Genomic DNA, 20,182 nt, shown 5'->3' with positions numbered 1-20,182 from the left:
GCAGTCACGCCTGCACCCCCTCGGCCATCGTGGCCATGATGTCGTCCGCGGTGAGCGCCTGGTGGTTGTCCCGGACCGCCACGACCTTCCGGTCGCGCAGCACCACGACCCGGTGGCTCAGCCGCAGGACCTCTTCGAGTTCGGCGGAGATGTAGACGACGGCCATGCCGTCGCCCGAGAGCTGGGTGACCAGCCGCTGGATCTCCGTCTTGGCGCCGATGTCGATGCCGCGGGTGGGCTCGTCGAGGATCAGCAGCCGCGGTTCGGTGATGAGCCAGCGGGCCAGCAGCACCTTCTGCTGGTTGCCGCCGGAGAGGTTGCCCACCAGCGCTTCGGGGTTGGCGGGCCGGATGTCGAGTGCCTTGATGTACTTCTCGGCGATTTCGTCCTGGCGGCGGCGCGACAGCGGCCGCGCCCAGCCCCTCGAGGCCTGCAGGGCCAGCACGATGTTCTCGCGGACCGTCAGCTCCTCCACCAGGCCTTCGGCCTTGCGGTTCTCCGAGAGGAAGGCGATCTTGTGGTCGAGCCCGGCCCGCGGGGTGCGCAGCGAGGTGGTGTCGCCGTCGACCTCGACGGTGCCGCTGTCGGCGTGGTCGGCGCCGAAGAGCAGCCGGGCGAGCTCGGTGCGGCCGGAGCCGAGGAGGCCGGCCAGCCCGACGACCTCGCCGGCGTGGATGGCGAGGTCGAAGGGCTCGACGCCGCCCTTGCGGCCGAGGCCTTCGGCGGCCAGCAGCACCGGCGCGCCGGCGACCTCGGCCCGGCTGGGGCCGGAGTCCTCCAGGTCCTCGAGGACCTGGAGCTCCTTGCCGATCATCCTGGTGACCAGCTCGACCGGCGTGATGTCGGCCGTCCGGTATTCACCGATGAGTTTTCCGTTGCGCAGCACGGTCATCCGGTCGGCGATGGCGAAGACCTGGTCGATGAAGTGGGACACGAACAGGATCGCCATGCCGCTTTCGCGCAGGGACCGGACGACCTTCAGCAGCTGCTCGACCTCACCGGTGTCCAAACTGGACGTCGGCTCGTCGAGGACGAGCACCCGCGCGTCGACGTCGAGCGCGCGGGCGATCGCGACCAGCTGCTGCACCGCGATGGAACAGGTGGACAGCTCGGCCGAGACGTCCACGTGGACGTCCAGCCGGGCCAGCAGTTCCTCCGCCCGCCGCCGCATCGCGCCCCACTGGATGCGGCCGAAGCGGCGGGGTTCGCGGCCGAGACAGACGTTCTCGGCCACGGACAGGTTCGGGCAGAGGTTGACCTCCTGGTAGACCGTGCTGATGCCGGCCTGCTGGGCCGAGCCCGGTCCGTTGAAGGCGACCTCGTCGCCGCCCAGTTCGATCGTGCCCGCGTCCACCCCGTACACCCCGGTCAGCACCTTGATGAGGGTGGACTTGCCGGCGCCGTTCTCGCCCATCAGGGCGTGGACTTCGCCGGGGTACATCCGGAAGTCGACCCCGTCCAGGGCGAGGACGCCGGGGAACTCCTTGCGGATACCGCTCATCCGCACCATGGGTTGCGGTTCAGGCATTTGGTGTGCTCCGGGGTGGACGCGGGGGTGAGGATCAGTACTGGCGCTGCGGCAGCGCGGCCTTGGCCGACGCCTGGTCGAACTCGGTCTCCTGGGTCTCGATGCGGGCGGGCACCTGCTCGCCGGCGGCGACCTTCTTGACCAGGTCCATCAGCTGCGGGCCGAGCAGCGGGTTGCATTCGACGATGTGGTTGATCTTGCCGTCGGCCAGCGCCTGCATGCCGTCCTTCACGGCGTCCACCGAGACGATCTTGATGTCCTTGCCCGGGACCTTGCCGGCGGCCTCGATGGCCTCGATGGCGCCGAGGGCCATGTCGTCGTTGTGCGCGTAGAGCACGTCGATCTTGGGCTGGGACTTCAGGAAGGCCTCCATGACCTCCTTGCCCTTGGCGCGGGTGAACTCACCGGTCTGCGAGGCGACGATCTTGTACTTCGGGTCGGCCGCGATGACGTCCGCGAAGCCCTTCTTGCGGTCGTTCGCCGGGGCCGAGCCGGTGGTGCCCTGCAGCTCGACGATGTTCACCTGGCCGGTGGCGCTGCCGAACTCCTTGGTCAGCCACTCCCCCGCCTTCTTGCCCTCGGCGACGAAGTCGGAGCCGAGGAAGGTCTTGTAGAGCGACTTGTCCGGCGAGTCGATCGCGCGGTCGGTCAGGATGACCGGGATGTTGGCCGTCTTCGCTTCCTTGAGGACGGTGTCCCAGCCGGACTCGACGACCGGCGAGAAGGCGATGACCTTGACCTTCTGCTGGATGTACGAGCGGATCGCGGAGATCTGGTTCTCCTGCTTCTGCTGCGCGTCGGAGAACTTCAGCTCGATCCCGGCGCTCTTCGCCGACTCCTGGATCGACTTGGTGTTCGCCGTCCGCCAGCCGCTCTCGGCGCCAACCTGGGCGAAGCCGAGCGTGACCGCCCCGCCCGAACTGCCGGACGAACCGCCACTCCCGCAGGCGGTGAGCAGCACGAGTCCGGCCGCCGCGGCCGCGGCGGCGGCCCATCGCTTCTTCAGCACGTTCACTCCTCGATCGACGGTGATCTGTGGGAAAACCTGGGTGTTCGGAAACTGCGTCTTCGAAATCGGGAAGAAAATCGTTGTTAGCGCTAACAATCCGTGGGTGGCCACCGGGTTCGCACCGGGCCGCCGCGCTACCTCGGTCCGGTGCTCTCTCGCACGATCAACTCGGGGACGACCAGGGCCCGCGCGTGCCGGTCGCCACCGTCCATCCGTCCGGCCAGCAGGCCGAACGTACGCCGTCCGACTTCGATGAAGTCCTGGCGCACCGTCGTCAGCGGCGGCGTGAAGTACGCCGCCTCGGGGACGTCGTCGAAGCCGGCCACGCGCACGTCCCGCGGCACCGAGATGCCCGCTTCGGCGAACGCCCGCAGCAGGCCCAGTGCCATCTGGTCGTTGCCGGCGAAGACGGCGTCCAGATCGCGTTCCTTGGCGAGGGATCGCCCCGCCTCGTAGCCCGAGCGCGAGCTCCAGTCGCCGCGGATCACCCGGGGGACGCCGACACCGTGGCGTTCCAGGGTTTCCCGCCAGCCGAGCTCGCGGTCACGGGCCTCCAGCCAGTCCTCCGGCCCGGCGATGTGCCACACGGTGCGGTGGCCCAGCGCCAGGAGGTGTTCGGTGGCCCGGCGGGCGCCGTCACGCTGGTCGACGGAGATCACCGGGACCGGCGCGGCCTCGCCGCCGCCGACCGCGACGACCGGGAAGTCCGCGGGTGCGGCCTCCAGCGCCCGGCCGGCGCTGACGTGCGGGGCGATGACGATGACGCCCTCGACCGCCTGGCGGCGCAGGTTCTCCACCGCGTCGGCGATCGACGACCGGCCCGGACGGCTGACGCTGGAGATCGTGATCGCGTACCCGGCTTCCCGGGCGGCGTTCTCGATGCCGTACAGCGTGCTGGCCGGACCGTACAGATTGGACTCGAGCGCCACGACGCCGAGCGTGCCGGTCCGCCCGGTGACCAGCGCACGGGCCGCGGAGTTGGGGCGGTAGCCCAGTTCCTCGATCGCGGCGAGCACCCGGGCGCGGGTCTCGGGGCGCACCGGGCCGGTCCCGTTGATCACGCGGGACACGGTCATGTGGGACACGCCCGCGACGCCCGCCACGTCGGTCAGGCTCGGCTGCCGCGTGCCGGCCGCGGTCACCTTCACGGGGCCGCCGGAGCGGGGTCGTTCAGCCACCGGCGTCCCCTTTCGTCCGCACCGACATGGTCTGCGTCACCTGTTCCGGTGACGACGAGGAGTTAGTGTTAGCGATAACACCCGTGGGGTCAACCCCGGGCCGCGTAACGGTCTAGTCACGTGGTCTTCACACACCCCCGACGACGAATTCGACGGCGCGACCTGCGCGGAGCCTCGTTTGAAATTCACCGGCAGCCCGGTGACCACGGTGTTCAAGCGCATGTTCGCCCCTGAGCGGCGCGGATGACCTGCGCACTCTCTTCACTCGGACGGCGTATCGGAACCACCACCGCGAGTGTCATCCGGTCGGGGTACGCGGCCTCAGAGCACCAGGGTGGCCGCGACGGGCAGGTGGTCGCTGCCGGTCGCGGGCAGGGTCCAGGACGCCACCGGCCATACGCCGGAGACGAAGATCTGGTCGATCCGGGCCAGCGGCAGCGAGGCGGGCCAGCTGAAGCCGAAGCCGTCGCCGGCGTCGTCCTGGGCCGCCCGCAGGCGCGCGGTGATCGGCGCCAGCGCGCGGTCGTCGGCGGTGCCGTTGAAGTCGCCGACCAGCACGGTGCGCGGCGCGGGTTCCGCGTCCAGGGCGTCGACGAGGAGGCCTGCCGCGGCGTCGCGGTTGTCGGCGGTGAACCCCGCGTCGATCCGCACCCGCACCGACGGCAGGTGCGCCACGAAGACCGCCACCGGCCCCCGCGGAGTGTCCACTGTGGTCCGCAGCGCGCGGGTCCACGGCATGATCGCCACGGGCCGGGTGTCGTGCAGCGGGAAGGTGCTCCAGACGCCGACGGTGCCCTGCACCGAGTGGTGGGGATAGCCGGCGGCGAGCGCCTCCTCGTACTTCGGGACCTCGGACTTCTTCAGCTCCTCGAGCGCGATCACCTGCGCCCCCGAGGCGGCCAAGGCCCGTGCGGTGCCCGCCGGGTCGGGGTTCTCGTCGTTGACGTTGTGCGACACGATCGTGAAGTCGCCGCCCGCCGCCCGCTTGTCGAAGAGCCTGCCGCCGAAGAACCCGCCCCAGACCAGGGCCGGCAGCAGGAGCGAGACGAGGGCGAGCGCCGAGCGCCGGACCAGGGCCGCGGCGAGCAGCGGCAGCAGGAGCAGGCCGGTCCAGGGCAGGAACGTCTCCAGCAGGCTGCCGAGGTTGCCCGGCCAGTTGGGCACCCACGGGTGCGCGAGCAGCAGCACCGCGGTGAGCACGGCGAACGCGGTGATGAGACGGCCGCGGCGCCAGGTCCCGGCCCGCCGATCCGGTGCGGACGGCAAGACGATGGGCTCGGTGACCGCGGTCATCGGGTGGCCGCCGGCAGTTCGCGCCGGATCGCGACCCGCCATGCCCCGACCCAACGGCCCGCGACAGGCGGAACGACGACCGGCTCGGTGACCGCGGTCATCGGGTGGCCCCCGGCAGTACGTGCCGGAACGCGACCCGCCATGCCCCGACCCAGCGGCCCGCGACAGGCGGAACGACGACCGGCTCGGTGACCGCGGTCATCGGGTGGCCGCCGGCAGCTCGCGCCGGATCGCCGCAATGAGCTGCTCGCTGGTCTCCAGCGCGGCCCTCAGCCCCGCCGCCGGGGTTCCGCCCGGGTTCTGCTGCAGGACCACGCCCAGGATGAGCGCGCCGCCGGGCGACGTCGCCGCCCACATCAGGGCGCCGCCGCCCGCGGTCGAGGCGCCCGTCTTCAGGCCGATCACGCCGTTGCGGCCGAGCAGGGTGTTGGTGTTGGCGATCGTCCCGGGTACGCCCTCGACCCGCAGGTTCGCGGTGCCGGTGATCGCCCGGATCACCGGGTTCTTCATCACCTCGCGGGCCAGCCGGAGCTGGTCGGCGGCGGTGCTCGTGGTCGAGTCCTCGACGCCGCTGGCGCCGGTGTAGGTCGTGCTGGTCATGCCGAGCGCCGCGGCCTCGCGGTTCATCTTCCCGGTGAAGGCCTCCTGGCTCCCGGCGTCCCAGCGGGCCAGCAGCCGGGCGATGTTGTTGCCGGACGGCACGAGCATCAGGGCCAGCAGGTCCCGCTCGCCGATCCGGCGCCCCGCGCGGACCGGCACGGTCGACTCGTCAGTCGAGGAAGACTCGGCTTCGGCCTGCTCGTCGACGGTGATCTCCGGGCCGGGGTCGTCCGGCCCCAGCGGGTGGTCCTTCAGGATCACGTAGGCGGTCATCACCTTCGTGACGCTGGCGATCGGCACCGGCCGCTGCTCACCGTGGTCGCCGAGCGAGCCCAGCCCCCTCACCTCGGCGCTCGCCTGGCCCGTGGTGGGCCACGGCACGGGAAGGCGGACTTCGGGGCGGGTGGCGATCGCCCGGCCGGCGACCTCGGGCGGGAAGACGACCCAGCAGGCCGCCGCGAGCGCCACCGCCGCCGCGGCGGCGAGCCCGCCGGCGACGGGCGGGATCCGGGTGCGGGCCATCGTTCTCCTCGGGGTGCGGGGAAGCGCGTACACCTCACCCTGGCCGGAGAAGATCGCCGGTTCGTCGGGGTTGTTCGACAGGTTTGACCCGGAACTGTCTCAAGTCCGTACCAAAGGCACGGCCGTCACGTCGAACGCTGGATGCAGTCGAGGCCCACGCCGAGCGGTGTGGCGAGGTATTGGCAGATGTGCGACGAATGCGCCTGGTCGGTCTCCGTACAGGCGATCGGCACGCCGAGCAGGTCCACCGAGCAGTAGGCGTAGAACTGGGTCGAGCTGCCCGGGACCATGTCGGCCGACGCCGGCGCCGCCGCGGTGACCACCGCGGAAACCGTGAGCGCGGCGACCGCCGCCCAGGAAGCGATCCGGATCTTCATCGTGCTCTCCTTCCGCTGACTTTCCCCTGTGTGCCAGGGGGTTGTGTCAGGGAAGGTTCCCCGTGCGGACCGGGTTCACCTCCGCGTCACCGGAAAGTGTCACGGCCACGGCCCTCAGGGCACGATCGCGTCGACGTACCCGCCGTCCACCCGGACCGCCGCGCCCGTCGTCGCCGAGGCGAACGGGGAACTCAGGTACACCACCAGGTGCGCGATCTCCTCGGGCTCGATCAGCCGCTGCAGCAACGACTGCGGGCGGTACCGCTTCATGAACTCGCGCTGGGCCTCGTCCCACGGCAGGTCCGTGCCCACCAGTTCGCGGACGAAGCCCTCGACGCCGCCGGTGTGCGTCGGCCCGGCGATCACCGCGTTGACCGTGACGCCGGTTCCGGCCGCGTGCTTGGCGAACCCGCGCGACACGCCGAGCAACGCCGTCTTCGACACTCCATAGTGGATCATCTCGGCCGGGATGACGATCGCGGAGTCGCTGGCGATGTACTGGATCCGGCCCCAGCCGCGCTCGGTCATCCCGGGCAGGTAGGCGCGGGTGAGGCGCACCGCGGCGAGGACGTTGACCTCGAAGTAGTGCCGCCATTCGGCGTCGGTGATGTCCAGGGGCTCCTGGACGCCGAAGATGCCGAGGTTGTTGACGAGGATGTCGGCGTCCGGCACCTCTTCGACCACCTGGGCCGCCCCGGCCTCTTCCGAGACGTCGCCCGGGGCCGGGATGAAGTCCGCGTCCGGCACGTTCTCGGCCAGCCGGGCGATGGCCTTGTGGACGCCGGTTTCGCTGCGGCCGTTGACCGCGACCCGCGCGCCCGCGGCCGCGAGCCCCGCGGCGATCGCCGCGCCGATGCCCTGGGTGGATCCGGTGACCAGGGCCGTCTTGCCGCTCAGGTCGACCCGCATCGTCGAAAGCCCTCTCGTTCCGGTGTCTCCCCTCCGGCCGATTGAAGCACAGCCCACCGGTGCCCACCGGCTGGAAAATCCGCTTGCCCGCCCGGCCGGCGGCGGTCACGATTTGCGCCATGACCACCCAGCGCACCCCGCTCCTGCCGACCGCCGCCGCGACCACCGCGCCGGTCCGGCAGCAGCCGTGCCGTCCGCGGAGGTCCGGCACTTCAGCGCCGTGAGCGCCGCACTAGCTGCCGGCCTGATCGCCGGCTACGGAATCGCGATCCCGGTCGGCGCCGTCGGGACGTACCTGGTGGCCCTCACCGCCCGTACGTCGCTGCGGACCGGCCTGGCCGCGGCGCTCGGCGTCGCCACGGCCGATGGTGTGTACGCCCTGGTCGCGGTGCTCGGCGGCGCCGCGATCGCGGGCGTCGTCGCCCCGTTCGCCGGGCCGCTGCGGCTGGCCTCGGCGGCGATCCTGATCGTGCTCGCCGCCCACGGCGCCGTACGCGCGCTGCGGTCCCACCGCGCCCCCGCCACCCGGCCGGTGACGCCGCTCGCACCCGCCCGCGCCTACGTCAGCCTGCTGGGGATCACGCTGGTCAACCCGGCCACGGTCGTCTACTTCACCGCGCTCGTCGTCGGCGACCGGGCCGGCACGGGAGTCCCGGTGCTCGACCAGGCGGTGTTCGTGCTGGCCGCGTTCGCCGCGTCGGCGAGCTGGCAAGCCGCGCTCGCCGGCGGCGGGGCGCTCCTCGGCCGGGTCCTGACCGGGCGGCGGGGCCGGCTGGTGACGGCGCTCGCGTCGAGTGCGGTGATCACCGCCCTCGCCGTCCGGCTTGTCCTTCGGTGAGCCGGAAACCCTTGCCCCGTAATGGTTTGTCCGGTTTCCCGGCGCAGTCCGGAAGACGTCCGGGAGCACGGCCGCCGGTTAGCGTCGAGGGGACGAAGAGTGGAGGCGGCGATGGCGATGCCGATGTCGGGGTGGGACACCGCGGGCGCGGTGCTGCTGGTGCTCTGGGCACTGGCCATGTGGACGGCGGTCGGCGTCCTCGCCTACGCGAACCGCGGGCCGGTGCGGCCCTGGGTGTACCGCGGCTCGGTCGCGGTGATCGGCTTCGGCGTCCTCGGGCAGCTCGGGCACCTCCAGGAGCACGTCGCCCAGGCCGCGTACTGGCTCGGCCACCCGAACTCCCCGGCCTGGATGACGCCGTGGGGCACCGGCCTGGCGAACGGCCTGCAGATGGTGCTGCCGGGCCGGCCGACGTTCGGCATGGAGCTGCTGCACCTGACCGGCAACTTCCTCTTCCTCGCAGGACTCGCGGGCGTCATGGTGATCACCCGCCGCGCGCTGCGTACCCGCACCCGCCGCTGGGCGAAGATGGGCGTCTGGATGCAGGGCCTGCACGGGCTGGAGCACCTGGTCCTGACGCTGTCCATCGCGTTCGGCGCGCCCCGGGCCATCGGGCTGTCCACGTTCTTCGGTCTCGTGGACCCGGGCCCGGGGCTGACCACCTACCGCGTCTGGTGGCACTTCACCGCGAACGTCATGGGCTCGATCATCTTCGGGCTCGCGCTGTACCACCTGTGGCGCGAACGGCGGGAGGTCCGCGCCACCTTCGTGCTCCGGCCGCTGCCGACGGTCACCGAGCGGGCGGCGTGACGCAGGTCAGCGTCGGCACCGCCCAGTCCGCGTGGTCCTGCCCGTTGCCGTCGCCACCGTCGGTCACCAGCAGGTCCAGGACCTGGGCGCCGGTGACGTCGACGTCGATCGGAACCGCCGCCTGCCCGCCCCGGACGACCGGCGTCGTGACCTTCGTCGTGCCGTCCACCGAGACGGCGAAGCTGACGCTGCCGCCGGTGCCCATCTCACCGTCGACGCCCACCGAGGCCGTCAGCCGGGTGCACGTGCCCGCCAGGTAGAGCTGGACGTCGCTGGCCGCGTGGACGCCGAGGCCCTTCGCGTAGGACACCCCGCCGATGGTCATCGGCTTGCCGTCACCGGCGGCGGCTTCGCCGTTGCTCGTGTCGCGCTCGACCGGGCCCCAGCCGTTCGTCGCGGTCAGGAACGGCAGCGAGCTGACCGCCACCTGCCCTGCGGGCGGCGCCGGAGGCACCGCGCCGACGATCCGTTCCCCGGTCACCGAGCCCGGGCGGCCCGGCTGCCGGTACGCCACCGTCACCTTCAGCGCCGCGGTGTCCACTGTGGAGGGAGGCGTGACGGCCCACGAGAACGTCGCCGACCCGCCGCCGTCGATCCGCGGGACCGACGCCGGTGACGGTGCGCCGACCGTCCACCCGGCCGGGGCGGTGAGCACGGGCTTGACGTCGAACGCCGGCGGCGCGCCCGCCGCGACCCGGACCGTCGCCGAGGCGGTGAACGGCTGCCCGCCCGAAGCCGTGTCCGGCGCGGTGAGCGAGACGGCCGTGGCCGGCGCCGGCGGCATCGCGTACCGCACCGGGTCGTAACCGGGCGAGGCGTTCTGCCGGACCGTCAGCGGCGAACGGTAGCTGCCGTAGTTCGTCCACTCGATCTTGCCGAGACCGCCCGTGCTGCCGTCGAGGTTCCACACCGCGACGGCGATCGTGTTGCGCCCGTTCGGGTTCAGGATGCCGGTGGGGATCGGGAAGCTGTGCTGCGGGCCCAGGTAGTTGACGTACTGGCCGAGCTGCCAGCCGTTGACGAAGATCAGCGCGCGGTACTGCCGCGCCGGGTCGTCGGTGATCGTCAGGCCGAGCGAGGTGTCCTGGCCGCGCGGCAGGTCGAGATCCGCGGTGGTCCGGTACCACGAGACACCGGGAGTGGTGTCCTTGGCCGGCAGCGTCGCCGGCGTCCAGCCGCGATCCGGGAACCCGGGCAGCGACCAGCCCGCGCGCTCGCCGTAGAGGCCACCGGTGTTGAGCGGCCCGCGCACCGGGTCCAGGCCGGTCTCGCCGCCGCGGACGCCCTGCAGGCGCCAGGTCACCGACGTCAGCGGGGTGCCGGTGAGCCGCGCGGCGGTGAGCCCGCGGGCGGCCTTGTTGCCGTTGCTGGCGCCGTAGTCCTCCTCGTGGCCCATGTTCACGGTCAGCACGGAGATCTCGTTGTCGCCCTGCTTCAGCGAGCCGGCCGGGAACGTGAACGTGTGTTGCGGGCTGGTCGAGCTGCCGAGGAAGACGCCGTTGAGCCACGCCGAGAACGCGCCCGCCGGCCCGCCGCTCTGGCTCGACAGGGTGATCCCGGTCTGCTTCCCGTCGCCGGTGAAGTGGCCGCGGTACCAGGTGTTGCCGGTGTGGAAGCCGTAGTCGTCGGCGAAGAGCACCGGTTTCGTGCCGAGCGCCGTCGAGCTGTTGGTGGTTTCCTTGTCCGCCACCGGCCACGCCGAGTCGTCGAACCCCGGTTGGCTCTCCGGCGACTCCTGCTGGTGCTTCCAGCCGGTCAGCGCGGGCAGCGTGACGGCCTTGGCGGTCGGGGCCGCACCCGTGACGCTGCCGCTCGACGTCGGCTTCGTCGGGACCCAGGAACCGTTCCACAGCACCAGCTTCGCCGTGCTGAAGACCTCGAACGCGCCGTCGGTGCCGGTGTCGCCGGTCAGCGACAGGATGCCGTACTGGTCGGCCGCGGTGCGCACCAGGTGCGTGCCGCGGACCAGCACCGGGCCGGCCGCGGTGTCCTGGCGCCAGAACGTCGCCGCGGTGGCCTTGTCCGCGAGCAGCAGGAGCAGCGGCCGCGCGCCGGGCGCGGTGACGAGCACGCGGGTCAGGCCGTCGTGGCTGTAGTTCAGCCGCAGGTCGCCGCGGGCGGCGTCCCACGTGCTCGTCGCGGTGCCGTCGAGCACCTGGACCGACGGCTGCTTCGCGAACCGCAGGACGGTTTCGCCGGGGCCGCCCTTGTCGCCGTAGAGCACGGCGACGTCGCGGTCGCCGATGGCCGCGGTCGTCAGGATCTCCGAGGTCGAGTACTGCATCCGCGTGGCGCCGAGGTCGTAGCCGGCGACGAGGATCTTCGACTGGCGGCCGTTGAGCGTGATGCCGGTGCCGGGCTGCTGCGGCACGACCGGGTAGTAGTCGGCGCTGCCGGACAGCAGGTCGACGGCGTCCACGACGACGTACGGGCCGGTCGCCTTCGCGTTCTTCTGCCCGGTGACGACGATCTTCAGCGTGTGCGCCCCGGCGGGCAGGTCGCGCACCTCGTAGCCGGTGACCTGGTTCTGCTTGCTCCCCGCGTAGAGGTCGACCGTGCCGACCTTCGCGTCGTCGAGGTAGACGTCGGCGATGCCGTGGCTCGGGTCCTTGGAGGTCACCCAGCGGATCCCGGTGCCGGTGAACGGGATGCTGACGCTGTCGCCGGTGACGTTCGAGAACGACTCGGTGTGCTGGTAGTCGCCGCCGGTGTAGTTGACCTCGGGCCCGACGTGGCTCCAGGTGCCGGTGTAGGCCACCTCGCCGGCGCGGTCGTCGTAGGTGTAGCCGGCGTGCGCGGCGAGGTCGAGCGCGACGCTGGTGGTGTTCGTGGCGGTCGAGGTCGAGTCGCCGTGCCGCAGGGTGTGGAACTGCGTGCGGGTGTCGGGGTTGATCCGGGCGGTGTCGGTGAGGGCCGCGTCGGTCAGCGGCGCGGAGCCGAGCCCGTCGGTCTTGGTCAGCGGGGCGACGGACTGGGTGAAGTAGCCGATCAGCTTGTCTTCGGCGTACTTCGGGTCGAACTGCCGGGCCTCGGTGATCGCCGCGCCGTAGTCGTAGGAGGTGTAGTTCTGCGGGATCGCGCTCCAGCCCCAGGACGTGCCGCCGTGCAGCATGTAGAAGCTCTGGCCGGTGGCGCCGACGGCGATGTTCTGCTTGTAGAAGACGTTGGCGAACTGGTCGTTGATCAACTGGGCGCACTTCTCGTAGCCCGGGCCGCCCCACGGGTCGAACGCGCCGCCCTGGAACTCGGCGGTGATCAGCGGCTTGCCGGGGACGTGGTCGTAGCTGATGTCCGGCACGCCGTTCCAGCGCGTCGGGTTCGAGCAGTCGAAGCCCTGCGGGTAGGAGTCGGCGGCGTCGACGTCGAGTGCGGCGTCGCCGGCGTTGAAGGTGCCGTTGTTGTTGCCCACCAGCGGGACGGTGATGCCGTCGGCGCGGGCCTTGTCCTCGAGGTGCTTCATGTAGGCGCGGCCGTCGGCGTTGCCGTTGTAGTACTCGTTCTCGACCTGGTAGGCGAGCACGCTGCCGGTGCCGTCGGTCAGCTGGTGGCGCGCGATGATGCGGTCGATCTGCGTCTGCCACTCGTCGGAGTACTTCAGGTACACCGGGTCGGCGCTGCGGGTGTGGCCCGGGGTGGTGGACAGCCAGGTCGGGAACCCGCCGCCGTCGACCTCGGCGTTGATGTACGGGCCGGGCCGCGCGATGACGTAGAGCCCGGCCTGCTGCGCCATGTCGAGCAGCTTGTCGAGGTCCCGGATGCCGGTGAAGTCGTAGACGCCCTGCCGCGGCGAGTGGTAGCCCCAGTCGAAGTAGAGCGACGTCGCGTTGAAGCCGGCCGCCTTCATCTTCTGGAAGATGTCGAGCCACAGGTCGGGGCTGGGCAGCCGGTAGGAGTGGAACTCGCCCGACCACAGGTAGGTCCGCTTGCCGTCGACGAGGAACGAGTAGCCGTCGTAGGTGACGGTGTGCGCGGGCTTCGGGGCCGGCGCCGCGGCCGCGGCGTGGGGGAGGACCAGGCCGGCCAAGCCGAAGAGAACGGCGAGAAGGGTGGTGAGCAGCGCACGGGGACGAGCACGGCGGGCGGAGCGCATGCGGGGACCTCCTGGAGCAACGCCGAACCAGAATCGAACAGGATCCTTTGCCGACTACACAGGAGCGGTCAAGAAACAACACCGAGATGGATCAGTGCCGTCGTCGTGTTAGCGCTAACAGGATGCGCCCCAATGTGGCGTTGGGTGCGTTGGACGCACCGAACGCCACATTGGGTGCGTTGGACGCAACCAACGCCACATTGGGGCGTTCGGCTCAGCGCTTGCTGGTGCTCTCCCGGACGACGAGCTCGGCCGGCACGAGGTGCCGGGCGCGGGCGTCCCCGCCGCCCATCCGCTCCTCGAGGAGCCCGAAGGTGCGGCGGCCGACCTCGATGAAGTCCTGGCGCACGGTCGTCAGCGGCGGGGTGAAGTACTCGGCCTCGGGCACGTCGTCGAAGCCGGCGACGTGGACGTCCTCCGGCACCCGGATCCCGGCTTCGGTGAACGCCCGCAGCAGGCCCAGCGCCATCTGGTCGTTGGCCGAGAAGACCGCCTTGAGCCCGCGCTTGCCGACGAGCGCGCGGCCCGCCTCGTAGCCCGAACGCGGGCTCCAGTCGCCCCGCACGACCGCGGGTACCCGCAGGCCGCGCCGTTCCAGGGTGTCCCGCCAGCCGCGTTCCCGGTCCCGCGCCTCCAGCCAGTCCTCCGGCCCGGCGAGGTGCCAGACCGTCCGGTGCCCGAGCCCCAGCAGGTGCTCGGTGGCGAGGCGGGCGCCGTCGTACTGGTCGACCGAGATGACCGGCACCGGCGCCTTCTCGCCACCGCCGACCGCCACCAGCGGGATGTCCGAAGGCGCCGCCGCGAGGGCCCGCCCGGCCGTGACGTGCGGGGCGATCACGACGATGCCCTCGACCGCCTGGCGCCGCAGGCTTTCCACCGCGTCGCCGATCGACGTCCGCCCCGGCCGCGTCACGCTGCAGATCGCCACGCCGTAGCCGGCTTCCCGCGCCGCGTTCTCGATGCCGTACAGGGTGCTCGCCGGACCGTACAGATTGGACTCCAGCGCGACCACGCCGAGCGTGCCGGAGCGGCCGGTGACCAGCGCCCGCGCGGCGGTGTTGGGCCGGTAGCCCAGCTCCTGCACGGCGGCGAGGACCCTTTCGCGGGTTTCCGGGCGCACCGGGCCGCTTTCGTTGACCACGCGCGAGACGGTCATGTGCGAGACGCCGGCCAGGCCGGCGACGTCGGCCAGGCTCGGTTGCCGCGGCCCCGGCGGAGACGTCCTCGCCTGCTCCCCCGGCTTCACCCGGTCCACCACTCTGGCCCCCTCCACGTCGTGCCGTGTCACCACGCACGAGACCGTACCGCCGAACGGGCGGTCACCGTGCGTCCCGCGCCGCGTCAGCCCCGGCGAGGCTTTCGCTCCATTGTGGTCTCGGGCGGCGCCGACGTCGCCGTCGTGGCCACACTCGTCACCACGGGCGGCCCGGGCACGAGCGGCGCCCCGTCCGGTTCCGGCGGCCGCATCGCCGCGGCCACGAGCAGGATCGCCACCACGACGCCGGCACTCGAGAAGGCCAGCAGCATCGCGTTTCGCCTGTGCATACCCGTTGTTGCCCGGGGGCCGCGGTGGCGTTCGGCCGGTCAGCCGGGGGCGAGGCGGACGCAGCAGAACCCCGGGTGCGGCTCCAGCCGGGCGCGCAGCCCGCCCTCGCCCGTGCCGGCGAGCATGCCTTCGACCAGGCCGAGGTTCATCTCGCACACCAGCCGCGTGTGCGTGCGGGCCAGCTGGTGGAACGGGCAGTTGCCCAGCAGGACCTCACCGTCCTCGGCACGCGGCTCGAAGCCGTGTTCTTCGAGCGTGTCCAGGATGTCCGGGGCGCCGGCGGCGAGTTCCGCCCCTCGTTCGCGGGCCCGCCGCCCGAGGATCTCCCGGGGCGAGCCCCCGGTTTCGTCGGCCTCTTCCACGGCGGCCGCGAGGAGCTGACCGGCCAGTTCGTACTGACGCTCGGGCAGGGAGACGCTCACCTGCCGGTCGGACCGGCGGTACAGCTTCGCCGGACGGCCCGCGCCCGGGCCGCTGCGGCCGGTGCGGCGTTCGTGGCCGACGGCCAGGAGCCGCTCGTCCACCAGGCGGTCGAGGTGGAACGCGACGGTCGCGCGGGGCACACCGAGGGCCGCGGCGACGTCGTCGCGGCTCACCGGCTCGGGCCGGCGGACGACGTACTCGTACAGCCGGCGCCGGGTCGGCTCGTCGAGCGCGGCCACCGCGGCGAGCGCTCCCGCCTGGGGTTCGTGCATCACCGCATTCTAAAACACATACCTGTTGACGAAAACCCCCGCGGCCTTCTAACGTCGGCTGGACTTGGTTTTAGAAGGAGGCACCACCGTGACCGTCGATTCCGTCAGCGCACCGGTACCGCTGCGGCACCTCGGTGTCGTCCACGACCGCGACGACGTCGACCTGCACGAGGCCGAGCGCGCGGTCGCCGACCTGCTGCGGGCGCTCGGCAAGGACCCGGCGTCGGAGCACCTGGGCGACACGCCGCGGCGGGTGGCCCAGGCGTACGCGGAGATGCTGCGGCCGCGCGACTTCCAGCTGACGACGTTCCCCAACGACGAGGGCTACGACGAGCTCGTGCTGGCGAAGAGCATCCCGGTGCAGTCGCTGTGCGAGCACCACCTGCTGCCCTTCCGCGGCGTCGCGCACGTGGGCTACCTGCCCGGCGAGCGGATCCTCGGGCTGTCGAAGCTCGCCCGCGTCGTCGAGCTGTTCGCGCGGGACCTGCAGGTGCAGGAGCGGCTGACCAAGCAGGTCGCGGACTGGCTGCAGGAGCACCTGGAGCCCCAGGGCGTCGGCGTGGTGATCGAAGCCGAGCACCTGTGCATGTCGCTGCGCGGCGTGCGGGCGACCGGTGCGCTCACCGTCACGTCGTCGCTGCACGGCCTGCTCCGCGAAGAACCCAAGACGCGGCAGGAGTTCTTCGCGCTGACCGGGGTGAGCGCGTGATGGACACCTTCGTCATCGTGGGCGCCGGGCTGACCGGCGCGAAAGCCGCCGAAACCCTGCGGGCCGAAGGGTTCACCGGGCGCGTGGTCCTCGTCGGCGCCGAGCCGGACCTGCCGTACGAGCGGCCGCCGCTGTCGAAGGGTTACCTGCTGGGCCAGGAGGACCGGGCGTCGGTCTTCGTCCACGACGAGAAGTGGTACGCCGAGCAGGAGATCGAGGTGCTGACCGGACGGCGCGTCACCGCGCTGGACCGCGCCGCCCACGAGATCGAGCTGGCCGACGGGGAACGGCTGGGCTACACGAAGCTGCTGCTGGCCACCGGCGCGTCCCCGCGGCGGCTGCGAGTGCCGGGCAACGACCTGAAGGGCGTCCACTACCTCCGACGGCTCGCCCACGCCGACCGCCTGCGCGAGGCCCTGGCCTCCGGTGGCCGGGTCGTCGTGGCGGGCGCGGGCTGGATCGGCCTGGAGACCGCGGCGGCCGCCCGGCACTACGGCTGCGAGGTGACGGTCGTCGAGCCGAGCCCGGCGCCGCTGCACGCCGCGCTCGGGCCGGAGGTGGGCGGGTTCTTCGCGGACCTGCACCGCCGCCACGGCGTGGAGCTGCGGCTGGGCACCGGGGTGACGGGCTTCGCGGGCGACACGGCGGTCTCGGCGGTGCTGACCGAGGACGGCGAGATCCCCGCCGACGTGGTGATCGTCGGCATCGGCGCCCGGCCCGAAACCCAGCTGGCCGCCGACGCGGGCCTGGCCGTCGACGACGGCGTCTGCGTCGACGCGGCCCTGCGCACGGAAGACCCGGACGTGTACGCGGCGGGCGACGTCGCGAGCGTCTGGCAGGAGCGCTACGGACGCCGGGTCCGCGTCGAGCACTGGGCGGCGGCCACCAACGGCGGCCCGGCGGCGGCACGCTCGATGCTCGGCCGCGGCGCGGGCTACGAGGAACTGCCGTACTTCTTCTCGGACCAGTACGACGCCGGCATGGAGTTCACCGGCTGGTTCCCGCCGGGAGGCTACGACCGGGTGGTCACCCGGGGCGAGGGCGAGGCGTTCCACGCGTTCTGGCTGACCGGCGACCGCGTGGTGGCGGGCATGCACGTCAACCAGTGGGACGAGGGCCTGGACGCGGTCCGCGAGCTGATCCTCAGTGGACAGAGCGTGGACCCGGACCGGCTCGCCGACCCCGCGCAGCCGCTCAAGAGCTGACTCGCTCGGCTCAGGCCCCAAGCGCCCCAATGTGGCGTTGGGTGCGTCCAACGCACCCAATGTGGCGTTCGGTGCGTCCAACGCACCCAACGCCACATTGGGGTGTTTTGCGGCCGGGTGAGCGCGACCGGTCAGTCCTCGCGGCGGTGGCGACCACGGCGTACGCCGGCGAGCGCCCGCGCTCGCGTCGCCAGGTCTCCCCGGCTCGCTCGCCGCGCGTACTCCAGCAACGCCTCGGCCTGGTCCTGCGGCAGCCAGCCCTGGTCGGCTCCGGCCTCCAGCCGGAGCAGGTGGGTCACCAGCTCGCGGGACTCCTCGTCGTGCTCGCCCGCGCGCTCCGCGAACCGGCGGGCCGCTTCCGCTTCGCCGTCGCACCAGGCCGTCATCGCCAGGAGCGTCGCCGTGGCCGTCAGGATGTCGCCGCGGTGGACGCCGCCCTCCGCCGCCAGGTGCTCCGCCAGCTGGAAGCTGCGTGTGCCTACTCCGCCCGCCCCTTCCCGGCGCACCGCTTCCGCGAGTGCCCGGATCTGCCGCGTGACATAGTCCCCGCCCGACAACCCCGCCATGCCGTCCCCTCCACCGCGCACGCAAGTCCGTGCCGTCACCCGATAGGTGTACTCCACCGGCGCCCAGATACGTCGGACGCCCCACCCGTTTCGCCCGAACAGGCGCCGGATCAGCCCGATCGTCCCGGTTCGGCGCGTCGCTGGGACATGTACACCGCCGCCGAGGTGCGCCGCTCGACCCCGAGCTTGTGCAGCACCGACGACACGTAGTTCTTCACGGTCTTCTCCGCCAGGAAGAGCCGCTCGGCGATCTGCCGGTTCGTCAGGCCCTCCGCGACGAGGTCCAGCACGCGCCGCTCCTGCGGGCTGAGCTGCTCGTACCGCGGGTCCGGGGCCGCCACGTCCGCGCCGCGCAGCTTGTTCATCACCGACGCGGTGAGCGTGACGTCCAGCAGCGAGCCACCGGCGGCGACCGTCCGGACGGCCTCCACCAGGGACCGGCCGGAGACCTGCTTCAGCATGTAGCCGGCCGCGCCCGCCATGATCGCGCCGAACAGCGCGTCGTCGTCCGAATAGGACGTCAGCATCAGGCACGCCGGCGGCGGCTCCACCGTGGACCGGATCTCCCGGCACACCGCCACGCCCTCGCCGTCCGGCAGCCGGACGTCGAGGATCGCCACGTCGGGGCGGGCCTGCGGGATCCGGACCAGCGCCTCGGCCGCCGTGCCCGCCTCCCCGACCACCTCGATGTCGGTTTCGCTCTCGAAGACGGTCTTCAGCCCGGTCCGGACCAGCTCGTGGTCGTCCAGCAGGAACACCGCGATCGTCATCGTCCACTCCCCTGCTCGCCGGTCCGCGCCGGCAGCTCGGCGGTCCATTCCAGCCGCGCACCGCCGCCCTCGGCGGCCGCCAGCACACAGTTCCCGCCCCACCGGGCCGCCCGCGCGGCCAGGTTGGCGAGCCCGCTGATCCGGCCGGCCTCCCGCGGCGGGCCGGCGCCGTCGTCCCGCACCACCAGGCTCAGCCGCCGGCCCAGCCCGTCCACGGTGACCTCGACCGACGACGAGCTCGCCCGAGCGTGGCGCGCGACGTTCGTCAGCGCTTCGCGCAGGGACGCGATCAGGTCCGAGCGGACGGCGTCCGGCACCGCGGCGTCCAGCGGCCCGTCGAAGCCGACGCGCGGTTCGAAGCCGAGCGCGTCCCGGGCGTCCACCGCCACCCGCAGCAGCTCCGCGCGGAGACTGCCGTGGGCCTGCGCGGGGGCCTGCAGCGAGAAGATGCTGTTGCGGATCTCCCGGATCGTGCCGTCGAGGTCCTGGGCGAACCCGGCGACGCGCGCGGCGACACCCTCGTCGGCGATCAGCCTGCTGACGCCCTCCAGCCCGAGCCCGGTCGCGAACAGCCGCTGGATCACCAGGTCGTGCAGGTCGCGGGCGATCCGGTCGCGGTCGGAGAAGACCGCCAGCTGCTGCCTCGCCTCCTGGGCCCGCGAGAACTCGACGGCGAGCGCGGCGTGCCCGGCGAACGTCTCGGCCAGCTGGACGTCGGAGTCGGTGAACGGCGACCGGTCGCGGAACTTGGCGACCACCAGCACGCCGAGCGTCTCGTCGCCGACGATCAGCGGCACCGAGATCGCCGAGTCCAGGTCCTTGATCATCGCCGGCATCGCCCCGGCCCGGTCGCGCTGCTGTTCCTGCACGCGTTCGCCGTAGTCGCGCACCACGACCGGGTGGCGGGTGGTGAACGCCATCCCGGTGGCGGTGCCCTCGGTCGGCACGGTCAGGCCGGTGAGGCGGTCGGCGTCCTCGCCCGGCGGCTCGACGACGGCGAACACCAGCTGCCCCGGGCCGTCGGGCCGCGCGATCGCGCCCGCGGTCCCGCCGGCGACGACGCGGGCGCGTTCGGCGACCAGCCGGAGCGTGTCGTGCAGGTCCTCCGCGGCGAGCAGGGCCCTGGTGACGTCGTAGGACGCCTCGAGCCAGCGTTCGCGGCGGCGCATCTGGTCGACGAGCAGGGCCTTTTCCACGGCCATCCCGGTCGCCGCGGTGAGCGCGCCCAGCACCTCCCGCTCGCGGCGGCCGAACTCGCCGCCGTCACCGGGTTCGACCACGAGCGTCCCGAACGTCCGCTCGCCCGCCCGGACCGGCAGCTCTACCGCGCCGGCGCCGGGGTCGCCGCCGCCGTACCGGGCGACGCCGCCCTCGGGCAGGTCCAGCCGGCCGCGCCGGGCGCCGAGCAGCTCGCAGGTCGCCGTGATCGCGCGGTTCAGCAGGGCCGGCAGCTCCAGCTCGCGGGCGATGCCGCCCACGGCGGCGAGGATCGCCGACATGCTGATCTCGTCCGCCACGTCCGCCACGACCCCGCTGG

Annotated in this window: 18 protein-coding genes; 4 read left to right on the top strand and 14 right to left on the bottom strand. The window is 72.4% G+C overall.

Annotated features, from left to right (window positions below; all coding sequences use genetic code 11):
• Window positions 1–4: 4 nt before the first annotated feature.
• From AB0G28_RS07900 to AB0G28_RS07870, 7 genes are all read right to left on the bottom strand, one after another.
• Window positions 5–1,510 (bottom strand): sugar ABC transporter ATP-binding protein, encoded by a 1,506-nt coding sequence (locus AB0G28_RS07900; protein ID WP_361085289.1) that lies wholly within the window; start codon window positions 1,508–1,510, stop codon window positions 5–7.
• Between the two features lie 52 nt (window positions 1,511–1,562).
• Window positions 1,563–2,543, bottom strand: coding sequence for an ABC transporter substrate-binding protein (locus AB0G28_RS07895; protein ID WP_361084427.1), 981 nt, complete (start codon window positions 2,541–2,543; stop codon window positions 1,563–1,565).
• Window positions 2,544–2,671: 128 nt separating this feature from the next.
• On the bottom strand, window positions 2,672–3,715 hold the full coding sequence (locus tag AB0G28_RS07890; RefSeq protein ID WP_361084424.1) for a LacI family DNA-binding transcriptional regulator: 1,044 nt from the start codon (window positions 3,713–3,715) through the stop codon (window positions 2,672–2,674).
• 321 nt (window positions 3,716–4,036) lie between these two features.
• Window positions 4,037–5,050, bottom strand: a complete 1,014-nt coding sequence (locus AB0G28_RS07885; RefSeq protein WP_361084421.1) for an endonuclease/exonuclease/phosphatase family protein — start codon at window positions 5,048–5,050, stop codon at window positions 4,037–4,039.
• 156 nt (window positions 5,051–5,206) lie between these two features.
• Entirely contained in the window at window positions 5,207–6,130 is a 924-nt protein-coding gene (locus tag AB0G28_RS07880; protein ID WP_361084418.1) for a serine hydrolase, read from the bottom strand.
• A 125-nt stretch (window positions 6,131–6,255) separates the two neighbouring features.
• Window positions 6,256–6,507 (bottom strand): hypothetical protein, encoded by a 252-nt coding sequence (locus AB0G28_RS07875; protein ID WP_361084415.1) that lies wholly within the window; start codon window positions 6,505–6,507, stop codon window positions 6,256–6,258.
• Between the two features lie 114 nt (window positions 6,508–6,621).
• The gene (locus AB0G28_RS07870) at window positions 6,622–7,416 is read right to left on the bottom strand and encodes an SDR family oxidoreductase (protein WP_361084412.1); all 795 of its coding nucleotides are present in this window, start codon (window positions 7,414–7,416) and stop codon (window positions 6,622–6,624) included.
• Between the two features lie 220 nt (window positions 7,417–7,636).
• Between AB0G28_RS07870 and AB0G28_RS07865 the strand changes: the two genes are divergently transcribed.
• On the top strand, window positions 7,637–8,254 hold the full coding sequence (locus tag AB0G28_RS07865; protein WP_361084409.1) for a LysE family transporter: 618 nt from the start codon (window positions 7,637–7,639) through the stop codon (window positions 8,252–8,254).
• A 111-nt stretch (window positions 8,255–8,365) separates the two neighbouring features.
• Window positions 8,366–9,064, top strand: coding sequence for a DUF6008 family protein (locus AB0G28_RS07860; RefSeq protein WP_361084407.1), 699 nt, complete (start codon window positions 8,366–8,368; stop codon window positions 9,062–9,064).
• Here the strand turns inward: AB0G28_RS07860 and AB0G28_RS07855 are convergent.
• The 4 genes from AB0G28_RS07855 to AB0G28_RS07840 form a co-directional block, all read right to left on the bottom strand.
• On the bottom strand, window positions 9,045–13,154 hold the full coding sequence (locus AB0G28_RS07855) for a beta-galactosidase (RefSeq protein ID WP_361084404.1): 4,110 nt from the start codon (window positions 13,152–13,154) through the stop codon (window positions 9,045–9,047). The genes AB0G28_RS07860 and AB0G28_RS07855 overlap by 20 nt on opposite strands.
• A gap of 214 nt (window positions 13,155–13,368) precedes the next feature.
• Complete coding sequence (locus AB0G28_RS07850) at window positions 13,369–14,412, bottom strand: LacI family DNA-binding transcriptional regulator (protein ID WP_361085286.1); 1,044 nt, start codon at window positions 14,410–14,412, stop codon at window positions 13,369–13,371.
• Between the two features lie 83 nt (window positions 14,413–14,495).
• Window positions 14,496–14,699 (bottom strand): hypothetical protein, encoded by a 204-nt coding sequence (locus AB0G28_RS07845; protein WP_361084401.1) that lies wholly within the window; start codon window positions 14,697–14,699, stop codon window positions 14,496–14,498.
• 39 nt (window positions 14,700–14,738) lie between these two features.
• Complete coding sequence (locus AB0G28_RS07840) at window positions 14,739–15,395, bottom strand: helix-turn-helix domain-containing protein (protein WP_361084399.1); 657 nt, start codon at window positions 15,393–15,395, stop codon at window positions 14,739–14,741.
• Window positions 15,396–15,483: 88 nt separating this feature from the next.
• Between AB0G28_RS07840 and folE the strand changes: the two genes are divergently transcribed.
• Together folE and AB0G28_RS07830 are read left to right on the top strand one after the other, a co-directional pair.
• Complete coding sequence (folE, locus tag AB0G28_RS07835) at window positions 15,484–16,104, top strand: GTP cyclohydrolase I FolE (RefSeq protein ID WP_361084396.1); 621 nt, start codon at window positions 15,484–15,486, stop codon at window positions 16,102–16,104.
• Window positions 16,104–17,309 (top strand): FAD-dependent oxidoreductase, encoded by a 1,206-nt coding sequence (locus tag AB0G28_RS07830; RefSeq protein ID WP_361084393.1) that lies wholly within the window; start codon window positions 16,104–16,106, stop codon window positions 17,307–17,309. Before folE ends, AB0G28_RS07830 begins: the two co-directional genes overlap by 1 nt.
• Before the next feature lie 131 nt (window positions 17,310–17,440).
• Here AB0G28_RS07830 and AB0G28_RS07825 read toward each other — a convergent pair whose 3' ends face one another.
• The 3 genes from AB0G28_RS07825 to AB0G28_RS07815 all read right to left on the bottom strand — a co-directional run bounded on the left by AB0G28_RS07825 (window position 17,441) and on the right by AB0G28_RS07815 (window position 20,144).
• Window positions 17,441–17,875, bottom strand: a complete 435-nt coding sequence (locus tag AB0G28_RS07825; RefSeq protein WP_361084391.1) for a hypothetical protein — start codon at window positions 17,873–17,875, stop codon at window positions 17,441–17,443.
• A gap of 110 nt (window positions 17,876–17,985) precedes the next feature.
• On the bottom strand, window positions 17,986–18,645 hold the full coding sequence (locus tag AB0G28_RS07820) for a response regulator transcription factor (protein WP_361084388.1): 660 nt from the start codon (window positions 18,643–18,645) through the stop codon (window positions 17,986–17,988).
• Window positions 18,642–20,144 carry a GAF domain-containing protein gene (locus AB0G28_RS07815; RefSeq protein WP_361085283.1) on the bottom strand — a complete coding sequence of 501 codons (1,503 nt, stop codon included), beginning with the start codon at window positions 20,142–20,144 and terminating at the stop codon, window positions 18,642–18,644. Before AB0G28_RS07815 ends, AB0G28_RS07820 begins: the two co-directional genes overlap by 4 nt.
• Window positions 20,145–20,182: the final 38 nt, after the last annotated feature.

Origin of the sequence: Amycolatopsis sp. NPDC021455 (assembly GCF_040640995.1) — a bacterium.
Taxonomy (GTDB): Bacteria; Actinomycetota; Actinomycetes; order Mycobacteriales; family Pseudonocardiaceae; genus Amycolatopsis.
Note: the sequence above shows the minus strand (reverse complement) of the source record. Positions and strands in the feature narration are given on the sequence as shown.

Coding starts and splice junctions, on each gene's coding strand:
- AB0G28_RS07900 (WP_361085289.1), bottom strand. CDS start 1,510: ATGGTGCGGATGAGCGGTATCCGCAAGGAGTTCCCCGGCGTCCTCGCC.
- AB0G28_RS07885 (WP_361084421.1), bottom strand. CDS start 5,050: ATGGCGGGTCGCGATCCGGCGCGAACTGCCGGCGGCCACCCGATGACC.
- AB0G28_RS07880 (WP_361084418.1), bottom strand. CDS start 6,130: ATGGCCCGCACCCGGATCCCGCCCGTCGCCGGCGGGCTCGCCGCCGCG.
- AB0G28_RS07875 (WP_361084415.1), bottom strand. CDS start 6,507: ATGAAGATCCGGATCGCTTCCTGGGCGGCGGTCGCCGCGCTCACGGTT.
- AB0G28_RS07870 (WP_361084412.1), bottom strand. CDS start 7,416: ATGCGGGTCGACCTGAGCGGCAAGACGGCCCTGGTCACCGGATCCACC.
- AB0G28_RS07860 (WP_361084407.1), top strand. CDS start 8,366: ATGGCGATGCCGATGTCGGGGTGGGACACCGCGGGCGCGGTGCTGCTG.
- AB0G28_RS07855 (WP_361084404.1), bottom strand. CDS start 13,154: ATGCGCTCCGCCCGCCGTGCTCGTCCCCGTGCGCTGCTCACCACCCTT.
- AB0G28_RS07845 (WP_361084401.1), bottom strand. CDS start 14,699: ATGCACAGGCGAAACGCGATGCTGCTGGCCTTCTCGAGTGCCGGCGTC.
- AB0G28_RS07840 (WP_361084399.1), bottom strand. CDS start 15,395: ATGCACGAACCCCAGGCGGGAGCGCTCGCCGCGGTGGCCGCGCTCGAC.
- AB0G28_RS07830 (WP_361084393.1), top strand. CDS start 16,104: ATGGACACCTTCGTCATCGTGGGCGCCGGGCTGACCGGCGCGAAAGCC.
- AB0G28_RS07825 (WP_361084391.1), bottom strand. CDS start 17,875: ATGGCGGGGTTGTCGGGCGGGGACTATGTCACGCGGCAGATCCGGGCA.
- AB0G28_RS07820 (WP_361084388.1), bottom strand. CDS start 18,645: ATGACGATCGCGGTGTTCCTGCTGGACGACCACGAGCTGGTCCGGACC.
- AB0G28_RS07815 (WP_361085283.1), bottom strand. CDS start 20,144: ATGTCGGCGATCCTCGCCGCCGTGGGCGGCATCGCCCGCGAGCTGGAG.